At 63.0% G+C, this 13430-nt stretch carries 14 protein-coding genes; 4 read left to right on the top strand and 10 right to left on the bottom strand.

The window, feature by feature from the left end; all coding sequences use genetic code 11:
• Positions 1 to 172 precede the first annotated feature (172 nt).
• The 4 genes from NKH31_RS14215 to NKH31_RS14200 all read right to left on the bottom strand — a co-directional run bounded on the left by NKH31_RS14215 (position 173) and on the right by NKH31_RS14200 (position 3639).
• Positions 173 to 1483, bottom strand: a complete 1311-nt coding sequence (locus NKH31_RS14215; protein ID WP_254862453.1) for a chemotaxis protein CheW — start codon at positions 1481 to 1483, stop codon at positions 173 to 175.
• Between the two features lie 176 nt (positions 1484 to 1659).
• Complete coding sequence (locus NKH31_RS14210; RefSeq protein WP_254862452.1) at positions 1660 to 2442, bottom strand: DUF5803 family protein; 783 nt, start codon at positions 2440 to 2442, stop codon at positions 1660 to 1662.
• A gap of 1 nt (position 2443) precedes the next feature.
• Positions 2444 to 3115, bottom strand: coding sequence for a DUF2110 family protein (locus NKH31_RS14205; protein ID WP_254862451.1), 672 nt, complete (start codon positions 3113 to 3115; stop codon positions 2444 to 2446).
• Positions 3115 to 3639 carry a transcription factor gene (locus NKH31_RS14200; protein WP_254862450.1) on the bottom strand — a complete coding sequence of 175 codons (525 nt, stop codon included), beginning with the start codon at positions 3637 to 3639 and terminating at the stop codon, positions 3115 to 3117. Before NKH31_RS14200 ends, NKH31_RS14205 begins: the two co-directional genes overlap by 1 nt.
• 164 nt (positions 3640 to 3803) lie before the next feature.
• Between NKH31_RS14200 and NKH31_RS14195 the strand changes: the two genes are divergently transcribed.
• The gene (locus tag NKH31_RS14195) at positions 3804 to 4184 is read left to right on the top strand and encodes a hypothetical protein (RefSeq protein WP_254862449.1); all 381 of its coding nucleotides are present in this window, start codon (positions 3804 to 3806) and stop codon (positions 4182 to 4184) included.
• 188 nt (positions 4185 to 4372) lie between these two features.
• On the opposite strand, the gene NKH31_RS14190 is transcribed toward NKH31_RS14195, so the two are convergent.
• The 6 genes from NKH31_RS14190 to NKH31_RS14165 all read right to left on the bottom strand — a co-directional run bounded on the left by NKH31_RS14190 (position 4373) and on the right by NKH31_RS14165 (position 9695).
• Positions 4373 to 4930: a tRNA (cytidine(56)-2'-O)-methyltransferase gene (locus tag NKH31_RS14190; RefSeq protein ID WP_254862448.1), complete on the bottom strand. Its 558-nt coding sequence runs from the start codon at positions 4928 to 4930 to the stop codon at positions 4373 to 4375.
• A gap of 128 nt (positions 4931 to 5058) precedes the next feature.
• Positions 5059 to 5214 carry a hypothetical protein gene (locus NKH31_RS14185; protein WP_254862447.1) on the bottom strand — a complete coding sequence of 52 codons (156 nt, stop codon included), beginning with the start codon at positions 5212 to 5214 and terminating at the stop codon, positions 5059 to 5061.
• Position 5215: 1 nt separating this feature from the next.
• Positions 5216 to 7087 (bottom strand): ATP-binding protein, encoded by a 1872-nt coding sequence (locus tag NKH31_RS14180; protein ID WP_254862446.1) that lies wholly within the window; start codon positions 7085 to 7087, stop codon positions 5216 to 5218.
• 130 nt (positions 7088 to 7217) lie between these two features.
• Complete coding sequence (locus NKH31_RS14175; RefSeq protein WP_254862445.1) at positions 7218 to 7829, bottom strand: DUF7344 domain-containing protein; 612 nt, start codon at positions 7827 to 7829, stop codon at positions 7218 to 7220.
• A gap of 128 nt (positions 7830 to 7957) precedes the next feature.
• Positions 7958 to 8305 (bottom strand): DUF7113 family protein, encoded by a 348-nt coding sequence (locus NKH31_RS14170; RefSeq protein WP_254862444.1) that lies wholly within the window; start codon positions 8303 to 8305, stop codon positions 7958 to 7960.
• Between the two features lie 100 nt (positions 8306 to 8405).
• A complete protein-coding gene (locus tag NKH31_RS14165; protein WP_254862443.1) occupies positions 8406 to 9695 on the bottom strand; it encodes a DNA double-strand break repair nuclease NurA in 1290 nt (429 codons plus the stop codon).
• Between the two features lie 91 nt (positions 9696 to 9786).
• Between NKH31_RS14165 and gpmI the strand changes: the two genes are divergently transcribed.
• From gpmI to NKH31_RS14150, 3 genes are all read left to right on the top strand, one after another.
• A complete protein-coding gene (gene gpmI, locus NKH31_RS14160; RefSeq protein ID WP_254862442.1) occupies positions 9787 to 11373 on the top strand; it encodes a 2,3-bisphosphoglycerate-independent phosphoglycerate mutase in 1587 nt (528 codons plus the stop codon).
• 139 nt (positions 11374 to 11512) lie between these two features.
• Complete coding sequence (locus NKH31_RS14155; RefSeq protein WP_254862441.1) at positions 11513 to 12799, top strand: O-acetylhomoserine aminocarboxypropyltransferase/cysteine synthase family protein; 1287 nt, start codon at positions 11513 to 11515, stop codon at positions 12797 to 12799.
• A gap of 111 nt (positions 12800 to 12910) precedes the next feature.
• The gene (locus tag NKH31_RS14150) at positions 12911 to 13429 is read left to right on the top strand and encodes a GNAT family N-acetyltransferase (RefSeq protein ID WP_254862440.1); all 519 of its coding nucleotides are present in this window, start codon (positions 12911 to 12913) and stop codon (positions 13427 to 13429) included.
• Position 13430 lies beyond the last annotated feature (1 nt).

The following is a 13430-nucleotide window of genomic DNA, read 5'->3' as shown; positions in this document are numbered from 1 at the left end:
ACCATAAATGCTGTCTCTCGATTATCAATCGTGATAACAGACGAAACGCGAACCCTCACAGCCCCACTTTCGTGCAGGCGACCCGTTTCAGTGTCAACATAACCGGATCCGGCGAAGAATAGCGGTTTCGGACGCAGTATCGTGCAATGATTCGACAGACAGCGATTGTTTCCTATACGGAATCCGGCTCGTCAGTATCCGTTCCCGTGTCGCTACCGAGTTCGTTATCCGGCTCGGCCTCACCAACTGAGTCGTCATCGTCAGGCTCGACTTCATGTCCGGACTCGCCGTCGCTAGGCTCGATCTCGTTCAACGGATCGACGTCACTGCCGCTGGCACCCGTAATAGCACCCGTGTAGTCTGAGTAAACATCAACCGGTTCGTCACCAGACATCTCGTCGACTTCCGAGTGACTGTCTCCATCCGCCCCGTATCCGGCCGACACATTGCTTACGTCCAGGTCGGGCGATTTCGACGGCCCATCGGCGGTCGATTCGCCGTCGATTGTCGATTCGTCGACGATCGCCTCACCGGTCTCCGGTGGCCCTCCGTTCTCGGTACGATCGGCATCAGCCGACTCGGTATCATCGTCCGATTCGGATTCGACAGGTTCGGAGCTACCGGATTTGCTTTCGATCGCCGGATCGGCGGATTCGGTGCTAAGGGCGTCCGGAGCAGACTCCACGTCCGATTCGGCCCCATCGCCCGGCTCGTCTGCGGACTCTCGGTCGGTGTCAATTTCTCCGAGTGGCCCAGATGCGAGGAGGAGTCGATCGATGTCGAGTAACGGAATCACCTCGATCTCGACCGAATCTTCCCCAGCGCCGAACGCATCGTCCGGTTCGGCTTCATCCTCGAGTGAGAATTCAGATACACGGACCCCGTCCTGATCGATCTCCTCACTCTGTTCGGTGAGTAGCTCAGTCAGCCCAGATCGCTCAGTATGGCCTTCCACAGCGTCGGTGGGTTCGGCGGCATAGGCATCGACGATCGAATCGCGTTTGGTCCGTTCGATCTGGACGGCGCCGACGATGAGCGGGTGGGCGAGCGCCGTTCCAGCGATCTCTTCGGCGTCGTACCCATCGGCGTCGACGAGGGCATCTTCCGGAACGACCTCGACGCCGTGAACGGCGTCTACGTCGATCGCGGCCGGTTGGTCGGGCCGATCCAGAACGAGCAACGATTGATTCGACGACGAGCCGCCGCTGTCTGGAAAGTGAACGTGCGGGTCGACGAGTACGGTAATCTGGCCGCGTATGTCCGTTACGCCGGTGATCGCCGGGGGCGTCCGTGGAATTCGAGTGTACGTCGTCGGCGGGTCGAGAATCGCCAGAATGGATCCGACTGGAATCGCGAGTCGGTGATCACCGATCTCGATGACGGTAACGCGATGATACGTTTCGTCGTCGGCCGCTCGCTCGGACGCGTCGTCCTCCCGATCGCCACCCGATCCTAAAAACCCATCAGGAAGATCCGAAGACATGTGATAATCGATGTATTACAGCGCATCGTTAAAACTGTGCCCCCTGTTCGATCGGTAGGGCCACTCGTTCGGGCGACTGCGCATTGCTAGTTCCAGTGTGATCGACCGGTCTCAATACGAGTCGAGTACGGCTACGACGATGCCCGTAGTGTCCCCTCGACCCGAACTGTCACCGTTCATTGTAGACCGGGCGGCGGTCGGCGATCGTCGTCTTCAACGTCGACATCGATACCGATCTCCTCGCGCTTTCGTTCGACTCGTTTCACCTGTCGGTAGGTGTACGTCAACGCGATTGCCCCGACGGTCAGCGTGATGGAGACCAGACCGAAGAATATCGGAACGTCCCGGCTGTGGTAGTACCTGATCGAGACCGTGCTATCGACCTCGCCCCAGGTGAGTCGCTCTCTGTCGTCGACGACGTCTCTATCGTAGCCGCTCGGACTCACGCTGCCGAACAGGAACATCGACGATCGGTGTCCGTCTGGGAGGGTGACGTCGTACGATCCCTCGACGAACGCCGGGAGCGAGAACGTCGTGCGACCGGCGTCACCGGAAAATGCGAGCGTCCCGTTCTCGGCAGGGAGGACGATATCAGTGCTCGATCGACCCTGATCGACGTCGAGATCGGATCCCGTCACCACCGTCCCGTTTTCGTACCAGAACCGAACGCTGTGGATGTCGATCGCTTGATCACGGTAGAACGAACTGCGATACAGTTCGAGTTCGTCCGTCTCTTCGAGTTCGTAGACGGCGCGGAATTCGCCGCTGGTGACGAACCCGCCGTCTTCGACGTCGATCGAGACGGTTGCGTTGCGTTCGCGCAGGTCGTCGTACTCCTGCTCGCGATCGAGTTCCTCGTCCGAAATTCCGCCGAAGATCATCGCACACCCCGCAAAGCCGACCAGCAGGGCGACCGCCAGGACGGCGAACCAGAGACGACGGGACCCACCGGAAACCATGCTAGGGGACGACGCAGCGAAGCTCCGCCCGCAGGTACGAACCGATACTCGAGAGGAGGCCGGGCGGGTCGGTGTCTTCGGTGCAGATAACGCTCTGTTCTAACAGTCCAAGGCGCTCTACGGTCACGTAGTCCTGTGCGTGTCCGGCGCGGTTCAACGTCGCTCTCACCTCCCCGCGAGTCGCGCTGTTTACGTTGAGCCGGCCGTTACCCCGAGTCCACTCGTAGAGCCGGTCTCGCTCGTCGTCAGCCAGTCGGTTCGGCTCGTCGTCACCGTATACGAACTGCATCGGAAGGTGCTGGACGAGGCCGAACCGTTCGCGTATCTGGGTCGGCGTTCCGGGACCGAGACCGAGTTCGGCCGCCGGGATTCGGACGTCTCTCCCGGCGTCGAGGACGAAGCCGTCGTCGTCCCAGGATTCGAGCGTGCCGACAGCCACGGTACCGGGTTCGAGTTCGGGTAGAATCTCTCCCCACTCGGCCCGAAGAACGTTTCTCGCGACGACGGCGTCCTCGCCCTCGATCGTCACGCTCGGAAAGTCGTCGTGTCGGATGCCCACATCGAAGGTGACGTCGAGGTCGGCGAGTTCGTTATCGACGAGCGAATCGAGCGATTTCAACGCCCGTTCGCGCGCGTCGCCGTCGACGTACACTTTGGTAGCGAGGACGACCATTAGGCCTCGATGTCGATGTTGAGTTCGTCCTGCAGTTCGTCGAGGCGGTCGTCCATCGCCGAGACGAGCCGGTCGTTGTCCATCGCGTCCATCGGCGTCCCACACTCGGGACACTCGAAGCCGAAATCCATCGCCTCGCCGAACTCGAATCGGATCGAACAGATTTCACACAGGTAAAACTCGTGTGTCCGTTCGTACTCACGTCGGGAATCGAGCGCGTCGTAGAGACGCTCCAGTTCCGATTCTAGATTCTCGGGAATGTTTTCGTACTCGAAGGTCCAGAGGTAGGTCAACCAGCCCGAATCCTCGTCACGAAGCCGTCGGTAGCTCGCGAGATCGTTTTCGTAGAGGATAAAGAGCGAGCGACGGACGTCGTTCAACTCGAGGTCGAGTGTCTCTGCGAGTTCTTCGTCGGTCACTTCACCGTCTGGAGGTGCCGCCGCGACGGGCATCCCCTTCGGACCGACCAACTCGTGTAAGTACTTCTGAATTACGGGGTCCTCGAGCAGGTCCTCAAAAGCCATTGACCGTTGGTAGTCCGATGACACAATTAAGTCTTTTGAGGACGGAGTTGGTTCGATCGGCACGTATTGGTCGTCAATCAGCGGGTGAATCGGCCCGAAACCGACATAAATTGCCTGCATCGGACGGGTCGGAATCCATTTATGACCTCGGATTACCGCCGTCCATGGATGAAAACCATCCACTCGACCGTCGACAGTACCTGACCGCTGCTGGCGCGACGATCAGCGCCGTCCTGATCGCCGGCTGTGGCGACGAAGGGCCGGACGACGACCCGATCGATGACGACCCGGCAGACGATCCGGCCGAACCAGACGACGACGTAGGCGACGACGACATGGACGACGGCATGGACGATGATGACGACGACATGGACGACGATGACGACGACATGGACGACGATGACGACGGCATGGACGACGATGACGACGACATGGACGACGATGACGACGGCATGGACGACGATGACGACGACATGGACGACGATGACGACGACATGGACGACGATGACGTAGGCGATGACGATGATGACGACGACGGAGTCTAGGGATAGGAGCGCCACAGAATCGCCACATCGCACGTATTTCGTACCCGATCCGTAGACACATCGGCGAGAACGTTCGCCGGTGGTCGTGAGCGAGACCTATTTCAACGCATCAAAACCCACCAGTACCGGACGAGCGGTTCGCTCACCAGACTCAATCCGGTTCGAAGGGTCGTCGATCAGGTTCCGGACTAGTCAGATGAGGACTCGTCAACGGTGACGACCTCCTTTCCAGTCTTCTTTGGCACCACCCGACGCGTCGCGTCTTTCCATGGTCGGTCGAGTTCGTCCCCCTCGAACAGTCGGTCGAGAAAGACCGCCAATCCGGCGACTTCCGAGTGTGGCTGATTCGTGACGCCGACGTTCCAGTCTGCTTCTTCGTACACCTCGAACGGGACCTTCTCGGAGCCGACGACGATCAGAATCGGTTCCCGCTGATCGTACAGTCCGCTGCGAACCTCGGTTTCGACAGTCTGGATCGGTTCGCCGTACATCGTCAGGTGTACGATCAGCCCCTCCCATGACCTGATGACGCCCCGGGGCGAATCCGTCCGCTCGACGTCGAACGGACCGCCGAATCGATCGGTGATGTCCCGAACCGTCCGCTCGGCGTCGGTCGCGTTCTCCGGAAAGATCACTCGATCGGCACCGAGAGCGCGCGCCGTTAGCCCGACGTGCGTCGTCATCCGGTCGTCGCGTCCGGGGCGGTGACCGAGTCTGCAGACGGCGACCTCCGGTACGTTCTTCATACCTCCCGTTCACGGTCGACGACTTTGTCAGTTCGGATCCGACGGCACCCGAATGGAATCGGCCAGAATCGGCCGCTCGGTTCGAACGTCGATCCACAGTCGGAAGCGATTCGATCGTCTGTCGCCGATCACGATTCGGCCGTCCGCTGGGCCAACCAGTCGTCTAGCAGTTCGGTCACCGCCGCTTCCCGGTGAAGGTATTCGTCCCGACAGTAGGTATCGAGTTCGGCGAGCAGTTCCTCGGAGAGTTCGACGTCGCACCTGACGCAGCCACAGTCGTCCACGTTACTCACCCCGCCCGTGTCGGGTCAGACAGTTCGAGAGGCCGATCAGTTCGACGGGTTCCGAGTTGTCCGGCGAGTAAACGACCATTTGCCCCTGTTCCATGTATGGAACCTTCGATTCGAGTGAGCGCGGGATGTTGACGCTCTTGATCGCGTCCTCGTCGCCCAGGTTGAGGACGATCGTGGTGTTGATCTGCTTGAAGACGGCGTCGTCGATGTCCTGCGGGTCCTGCGTGACGAGAAACAGCCCGAGACGCTCTTTCCGACCCTGTTTCGCCGCCTCCGTGAACTTCGAGATAACTTTCCCCGCCTGCACCGAGTCCGCATCGGTCAGGAAGTTGTGCGCCTCGTCCATCCCGAGTAGCAGCGGCGTTTCGTCGATTCGGTCGTAGGTTGGATCGTTCGAGAGTTTCTCGTCGATGAGCAGACTCGAGAGGGCCAGCACGACGGCCTCCGTCGCGCGCGAGTCGTTGACGTGATAGGTCGGCACGACCGAGAGCCGACCGGGTTTGACGAACTCGTGAACGAGGTCGGTGATCGGTCGCGCGTCCTGGTCGAACACGTGTCCGAACCCGCGCACCCGCCGGCCGACGGCGTCGAACGTCGCCTCGTGGACGAGACCGCTCTCGTCTAGCTCCTCGCGGAGCGCTCGATCTGAGAGGAAGTCGACGAACTCGTCGTACGAGGAGTCCCGACCGTACTGGCGTTTGAATCGCGGTAGTAACACGCTCACGAGCGCCCCGTACTGATTGTCGTTGAGCCCGCTTCCGGCGACGAGCCACGGGTTGTCGTGCACCATCGAGAACGGGATCGTAAACGGGACCTGTTCGGCCCCGTGGTGATCTGCGGCGTAGGAAGCCGTGCCGATCGTCGGGACGAACGCGACGGTATCGTCGTGGCCGCCGTGGGCGATTCCCTCGCGATCGAGCCGCGCGGCGAACTCGTCGTCGTAGTCGCCGTCGTCGTGCATCTGGGCGTACTCGTCCTGCGGATCGAACTGGACGACCGCAGGCGTGACGGTCCGCCCGTCGCCCATGGGGTAGCGTCGGTCGTCGGCGAGAAACTGTCGCAAGACGTTCTTCGCGGCGTGGGTCTTCCCCGAGCCGGTCCCGCCGGCGACCAGCGTGTGCCTGAAGACGAGCGGATCGCCCGCCTCGTAATCGTCGTTTATCCGATAATCGATCGTCGGCGGGGAGGCCGCGGTGTGAACCTTCTCGCCACCGACCGAAAGATGGCCGAGGAAGATACCGTCTTCCGGCATCTTCAACCCGGTCTTAATCTGCGTCGGATCGCTCGCCCTGGCGAGCGTCGTCTGCGGTTTTGGAACCCGGTCGGTCATCCGCCGTTTGAGTTCAGCACCGTCCTCGTAGAGAACGGCGACCGGTTCGAGCGACGCGATGAACTTGTAATCCGCCTCGTCGATTCCGTCAGCTCGCATCGCCCGTCGGGCGTGAATCTCCGTCGCGTCGTCCGCGTAGTACTGCTGTGCGTACTCGAGACCGGTGATCCGACAGAAGAGCAGTTCGCCGTCCGGATAGGGAGCGATCAGGTAACTTCCGATGCGAACGGACGATCGATTCCCCCGCGTGACGTAGGCCGACAGCGCGGTGTCGTCGCCATCCTCGGCGACGCGCAGCCCGTTCGAGACACAGAGCGCGCCGATTCCCTCGTCTGTGCCGAGCGGTTCGATCGTCGGTCGGTCGAAGCGATCGGTCGACGACTCGGCGCGCTCGGTAGCCGACGACGGTTCGCCGGCATCCACCGCATCCGATCGGGACTCGTCTGCGGACGGTGACGCGGACGCCGACGGATCCGACTCGTCGTCGACCGCGTCGGCGTCCGAGAAGTTCTCGAAGTCCCCAAGGTCCGTCATACCGACACAGTTTAGCGCCGTCCTAAAACACGTTTCCCCTCTCGGCAGACGTCCGTCTGACGAATCGGGAGGAGTTCGGTGGCTTCCGTCGGAAATCGTCCACCGACGTCGACAGCCACCGATCGACGAATCAATCGAGATCGTCGGGGCGGTCGACCGTTTTCGCCGCCTCGTCGTACACGAGAACGCCGGCAGCCGATAGCGCCGGAAGGTGAGAGTGCTCGAGCGAGATCCCGACGCGGTCGACGGCGTGTGCGGACAACTCGCCCGGACTCGATGCGGTTTCGACGGACGCGACGAGGCGGGTGAGTTCGTCGACGGTCATCGGCGTTCCGTGCTCGTCTACGATGGCGAGAACGAGTCGCCGACGAGGAAGCGAAAGCACCCTGCGCATCCGAGCCGCCGCGACGGTCGGCGGGCCGCCGACGAAGCGTCGTAACCGGGTTGCCGACACGCTGCGTGCAAGTGCGACGGTTCCGGCCGCTTCGTCCCACTCGACGAGCGCGTGGGCCGCCAGTTTCGGGAGGTGGTTGTGGACGAGCGAGACGTGAACCTGGCGCTGCTCGTCGTCGGACACCTCTCCATCGGACTTTCCTCGTTCATCTCCTGCCACCCGCCTGGCGAGTGCCTCTACGGAGACCGGCTCGTTATACGACGCAAGGGCGGCGAGCGTCGCGACGCGACGCGGTTCCGAGAGGACTCCGAGACGGTCGATCGAGACGCTCGTATCGATCCCGCTCACCGAACCCGAAGTACGTCGCGTACACATAGGCCGAGTACGCCGACCAGGGCAAAAAGGCTCTTCCCCGGGGCGTCTGCTGTGAGCGACCGGAGCGCTCTTGTACGTCGAGTCGACCGGGCAGCGCTCGATTACGCCGACACCTGCGGTTCGTCGCCGCTCTCGACCGTGATCTCGACGGCGTCTCCGTCGACGCCGATGCGGACGAACTGCGTTCTGACGTGTTCTTTCGCCGCCGCGAGCGCCTGCTCTTTCGTGTCGAATCCGCGCGGTAGCGGCGATTCGAAGGCGACGTTCAGCACGCGGTCGGCGAGTTCGAGTTCGGAGCCGCCGCTTTCTACCTCGTAGAACTCGTCGCAGATCCAAACGTACGCGGAGTCCTGATCCGGCGCGCCGCTGAACGTCGGTGCCTCCTCACCGCGCTCGTAGATCGTTCCCGAGAGCTCGGTCCCTCCCGTCAGGCCGCGGACCTGGAGCATACTCAGTACTAGGACGTCACGGGAGAAAAGTTGTTGGTGGCTACACGATCGATGAAACGAGACACCGACCGAGGACCGTCGGAACGATGTGACCGTCGGCTCACCGCTCGAACCCAGTCGTCTGTTCGGCCGTTCCACCCCACCGATGGTCGTCGTAATCGCGCTCTCTCGTCGTCTCGAATCTGGCTTCGAACGTCTCTCGAAGGGAGTGTTTCTCCGAGGCGCTGATGCGCGCCAGTTCGTCGGCCTTTTCGACGACGGCGGGCGGTCCGGCCGAGATAGCCACGTCGGAGAGAAGCTGGCGGGTGAGTCGCGCTCGACGGTCGTCGTCGCGGGTGAACGCGTACGGCGCTTCCACGCGATAGCAGAGGTCGACCCGCGGGTCGTAGATCACGAAGAACGTCACCTCGTACGCGACGGGATCTAGTTTTCGTTCGACCCCCAGCGCGTCGCCGTCGACGGACAGCGGTGCGTCGACGCCGCCCCGCGATCGGAACCAGCCGGTGTAGGTCAAGCCGTCCGTGTCTCGCTCCCAGCGCGTCCCCTCGACGTCGTCGACGTACTCGCCGCGTTCGAGCACCCGGGTGAAAAATGACGTATCGTCGGTCCACGGCGCCGATTCGCCCTTCCCAATGACCGTCCGAGAGATGACTCGCGTGGCGGGATTCTTGACGAATCCGACGAACGGGACGTCACGCTCGACGAACGACTCGACGAGCCGGACGTAGTTTTCGAGGACCGACTGAGGCTGTTGATCCGCCACGAGAAAACTCGCGAGGTCCGGGTGTTGATCGTTCCAGCGCAGGATGCCGCGCGGATACAACGGGCCATCGAGGATCAACAGCTCCGAGACGGCTTCTGCGTGTTCGAGAGCGTGTTCGCTCTCGGCCAGGTAGAGCGCGAGCGCGTGGACGACGCCCTCGGCGAACCGCGGGAGTGGCGGGACCTGTATCGCTCGACTTCGGCTGAATCCCTCGTCGAATCGGCCCCAGCGGTCGTCGACCGACGCCGTCGGATCGTTCGAGTGGACGGAGGCGACGACGGTCCGCGACCGGTGGAGATCGAGATCCGTCGGCGTCGACGCCATCGCCGCCTGCGCGATATCGAGGACGAGTCCGTTTCGAAACGTCGTCGGATTGATCGTGCCGGCGTCCAGGCCGTGCTCGCGGTCGAACGGTCGCTCGGCGAGGGCGACGTCTTCGACGTCGATCAGGTGTCGACTGACGGATTCGATCGGCTCCAAAACGACCCGGTCGCCGTCGGTGAGCGGATCGAGAAACGACTCCCAGACCGTCTCGGCGAAGTCCCGGTGATCTCGCTCGGACGCGCCGTGATCGATCCGACGGGCGAGGCGTGCGATGCCGTCGTAGTGAACCGGATCGAGCGTCATCGACCGAAGCATCCAACCCGACTGCAAAAAGCTTCGCGGTAACCGGGCCGGGAGCGACAGCTAGTTAGTTTCACGTCGTGATCACTCGCGCATGGACGCGGCGCTGATCGTACTCGACGGCTGGGGGCTCGGCGCAGGAGATCCGCACGCACCGGGCAGTAGCGATGCGACGGACGAGGTAGAGACCGCTGGAGAGACGACCGGACGGAACGCCGTCGTCGCCGCGGAGACCCCCGCCTTCGATCGGCTCGCAGAAACGGGAGCGTTCGGCGTCCTCACCGCGTCGGGTCGAAGCGTCGGGCTGCCGAACGACCAGATGGGAAATAGCGAAGTCGGTCACCTCACGATCGGCGCCGGACGCGTCGTGAACCAGGAGTACACGCGCATCTCCGACGCGATCGAAGACGGGGCGATTCGTGAAAACGAGGCGATCACGGACGCGTTCGAATTCGCCCGCCAGAACGACGGGCTCGTCCACTTTCTCGGCCTCGTCAGCGACGGTGGGGTCCACTCCGATCAGGCTCACCTCCACGCGCTGATCGAACTGGCCGCCGAGCGGGACGTCGAAGCCGTCACACACGCGTTCACGGACGGGCGCGACACCTCCCCTCGCGGCGGCGTCGAGTACCTCGCCGCACTCGAATCAGTGATCGCCGAAGCGGGAACCGGCCACGTCGTGACGGTCTCCGGACGCTACTACGCGATGGACAGAGACGAGAACTGGGAGCGGACGAAGCGAGCCTACGGGGCCATCGTCGAGCGAGAGAGCGAGTACGTCGCCTCTTCAGCGATCGAGGCCGTCGAAGCGTCGTACGCTCGCGATGAGACGGACGAGTTCGTCGTTCCGACATGTGTGAGTGGGATGCCCGCAGTCAGTGACGGCGACGCCGTGGTCTGGTTCAACTTCAGAGCCGATCGCGCCCGCCAACTCACCCGGCTGCTCGCCGACGTCCGACCGGGCGACTGGAGCGCCGAAATGACGATCGATCCGCCGGACGTGGCAGTGACGACGATGACCCAGTACGACGAGACGTTCGACCTGCCGGTCGCGTTTCCGCCGATACGGCCGGCGAACACGCTCGGCGAAGTGCTATCGAACGCCGGCCGATCGCAACTGCGCATCGCCGAATCCGAGAAGTACGCCCACGTCACCTACTTCTTAAACGGCGGTCGCGAGGTCGAGTTCGACGGCGAGATTCGCGAGATCGTCGACAGCCCCGACGTCCCGACGTACGACCGGAAACCGGAGATGAGCGCACCCGAAGTCACCGATTCGGCGATCGATCACCTCGCCGAAACTGACGCGGACGTGCTCGTACTCAACTACGCCAACCCGGACATGGTGGGTCACACCGGCGACTTCGAGGCCGCCGTCGCGGCCGTCGAGGCGGTCGACGAACAACTCGGTCGGCTGGCGGATTATCTCACCGCGCGCGACGTACACGTCCTGGTGACGGCCGATCACGGCAACGCAGACGACATGGGAACGCCAAACGATCCACACACCGCCCACACCACCAACGACGTTCCGTTCATCTACGTCGGGTCGGACCGAACGACCGAGACGAGGGTACGAACGGGCGGGGAGCTTGCTGACGTCGCACCGACGCTACTCGCCCGCATCGGCGTGAGCCGGCCGGCAGAGATGACCGGTGACGATCTGCTCGAATTCGAGTGATCGTCCAAGCAGTTGGAGTTGAGTGATCGCGACAGCAGCGGGAGTCGAGTGAATCGTCGTAGCAGCGGGCGTCGACCGAGATAGCGTCCGATTTTGCAGCTACTGACGGGGTTTAGGCCCTGGCTCGGAAACCACGGGTATGGAAGACGAGCAACCGACGGACGGGTTCGCCACGCGAAGTATTCACGCCGGCCAGAAACCGGATCCGACGACCGGGGCCCGGGCACCGCCCATCTACCAGACGACGTCGTACACGTTCGACGACACGGATCACGCCGCGTCGCTCTTCGGCCTGGAGGAGTTCGGAAACATTTACTCGCGGATCATGAACCCGACGAACGCGATGTTAGAAGAGCGCGTCGCGACCCTCGAAGGAGGCGTCGGTGCGCTCGCGACGGCTTCGGGGATGGCCGCGTTCGATCTCGCGACGTTCATCCTCGCCGACGTGGGCGACAACATCGTGAGCGCCTCGTCGCTCTACGGCGGGACCTACACCTACCTCACCCACACCGTCGCCAAGCGGGGCATCGAGACGAAATTCGTCGACACGCTCGAGTACGACGCCTACGAGGCGGCGATCGACGAGAACACCGCGTTCGTCCACCTGGAGACGATCGGCAATCCCGCGCTCGTGACGCCCGACATCGAGCGGATCGCCGACATCGCTCACGACCACGACGTCCCCCTGTTCGTCGACAACACGTTCGCCACGCCCTACCTCTGCAACCCGATCGACCACGGCGCCGATCTGGTCTGGCACTCGACGACGAAGTGGATGCACGGCGCCGGGTCGACGGTCGGCGGCGTCCTCGTCGACGGTGGAACCTTCCCGTGGGACGAGGGTGACTACCCGGAGATTGCGGAGCCGAACCCCGCCTACCACGGCGTGAACTTCTACGAAACGTTCGGCGAGCAGGCGTTCGCGATCGCCGCCCGCACCCGCGGTCTGCGGGATCTGGGCAACCAGCAGTCGCCGTTCGACGCCTGGACGACGCTCCAGAAACTCGAATCGCTCTCGCTCCGGATGGACCGCCACTGCGAGAACGCCCTCGCCGTCGCCGAGTACCTCGAAGACCACCCCGACGTCGCGTGGGTCACCTATCCCGGCCTCGAATCGCACGAAACTCACGAGAACGCCGAGACGTACCTGAACGGCGGCTACGGTGGTATCGTAACGTTCGGCCTGGAGGGTGGCTTCGACGCAGCGGAGACGGTGTGCAACGAGGTGGAGTTGACGAGCCTGCTCGCCAACGTCGGCGACGCCAAGACGCTGATCATCCATCCGAGCAGCACGACCCACCAGCAACTGAGCGAGGACGAACAGCTCGCCAGCGGCGTGTCGCCCGAACTAGTGCGCCTCTCCGTCGGTATCGAGGACGTAGACGACGTCATCGCCGATCTCGACCGGGCGATCGACGCCGTGTAATGGTCGAGTCGGCCCCCGCCTCGAACCGAGTCGACTCGCCGGTCTCGATCGCCCCCGACGTGAGCCACCGGATTCGAATCCCTTATCGTTTGCTCGCGACGACCACCCGACGTGACCTCCGACGTGGACATTCGAGACGCCGACCGGGCCGACGCTTCGGCGCTCGCAGCGTGTTACCGGAACGCCTACCGAACCGGCGCGGAACGGGGCTTTCCGACCCGGATGACCGAGATTGAAGCCGACACCGTCGCCGAGTGGCTGGCCGCCGACGCGGTCACGCTGGTGGCCGAACCCGCCGATGCGTCGGCCACCGGCGCGTCCGATCGACGCCAGATCGTCGGATCCGTCCGCATGCTCGAAGAGCGGGACGATCCATACATGGAGCGGCTGGCCGTCGTCGACGACTGGCAGGGCCGGGGGCTCGCCCGAGCCCTCTTCGATCGGATGGAAGCGATCGCGCTGGATCGAGGCCACGACCGGATGCAACTGACGACGTACTCGAATCACCCCTTCCTCTTCGATTGGTACGCAGACCGTGGTTACGAGACAGTCGAGACCCACGAAAAACCCGACCGACCCTACGATTACGTGACGATGGAGCGCCGGCTCTCCACTCCGATCGAACGATGAC

Origin of the sequence: Halovivax gelatinilyticus, assembly GCF_024300625.1 — an archaeon.
GTDB classification, from domain to species: Archaea; Halobacteriota; Halobacteria; order Halobacteriales; family Natrialbaceae; genus Halovivax; species Halovivax gelatinilyticus.
This window is presented reverse-complemented; position numbering and strand designations above follow the sequence as displayed.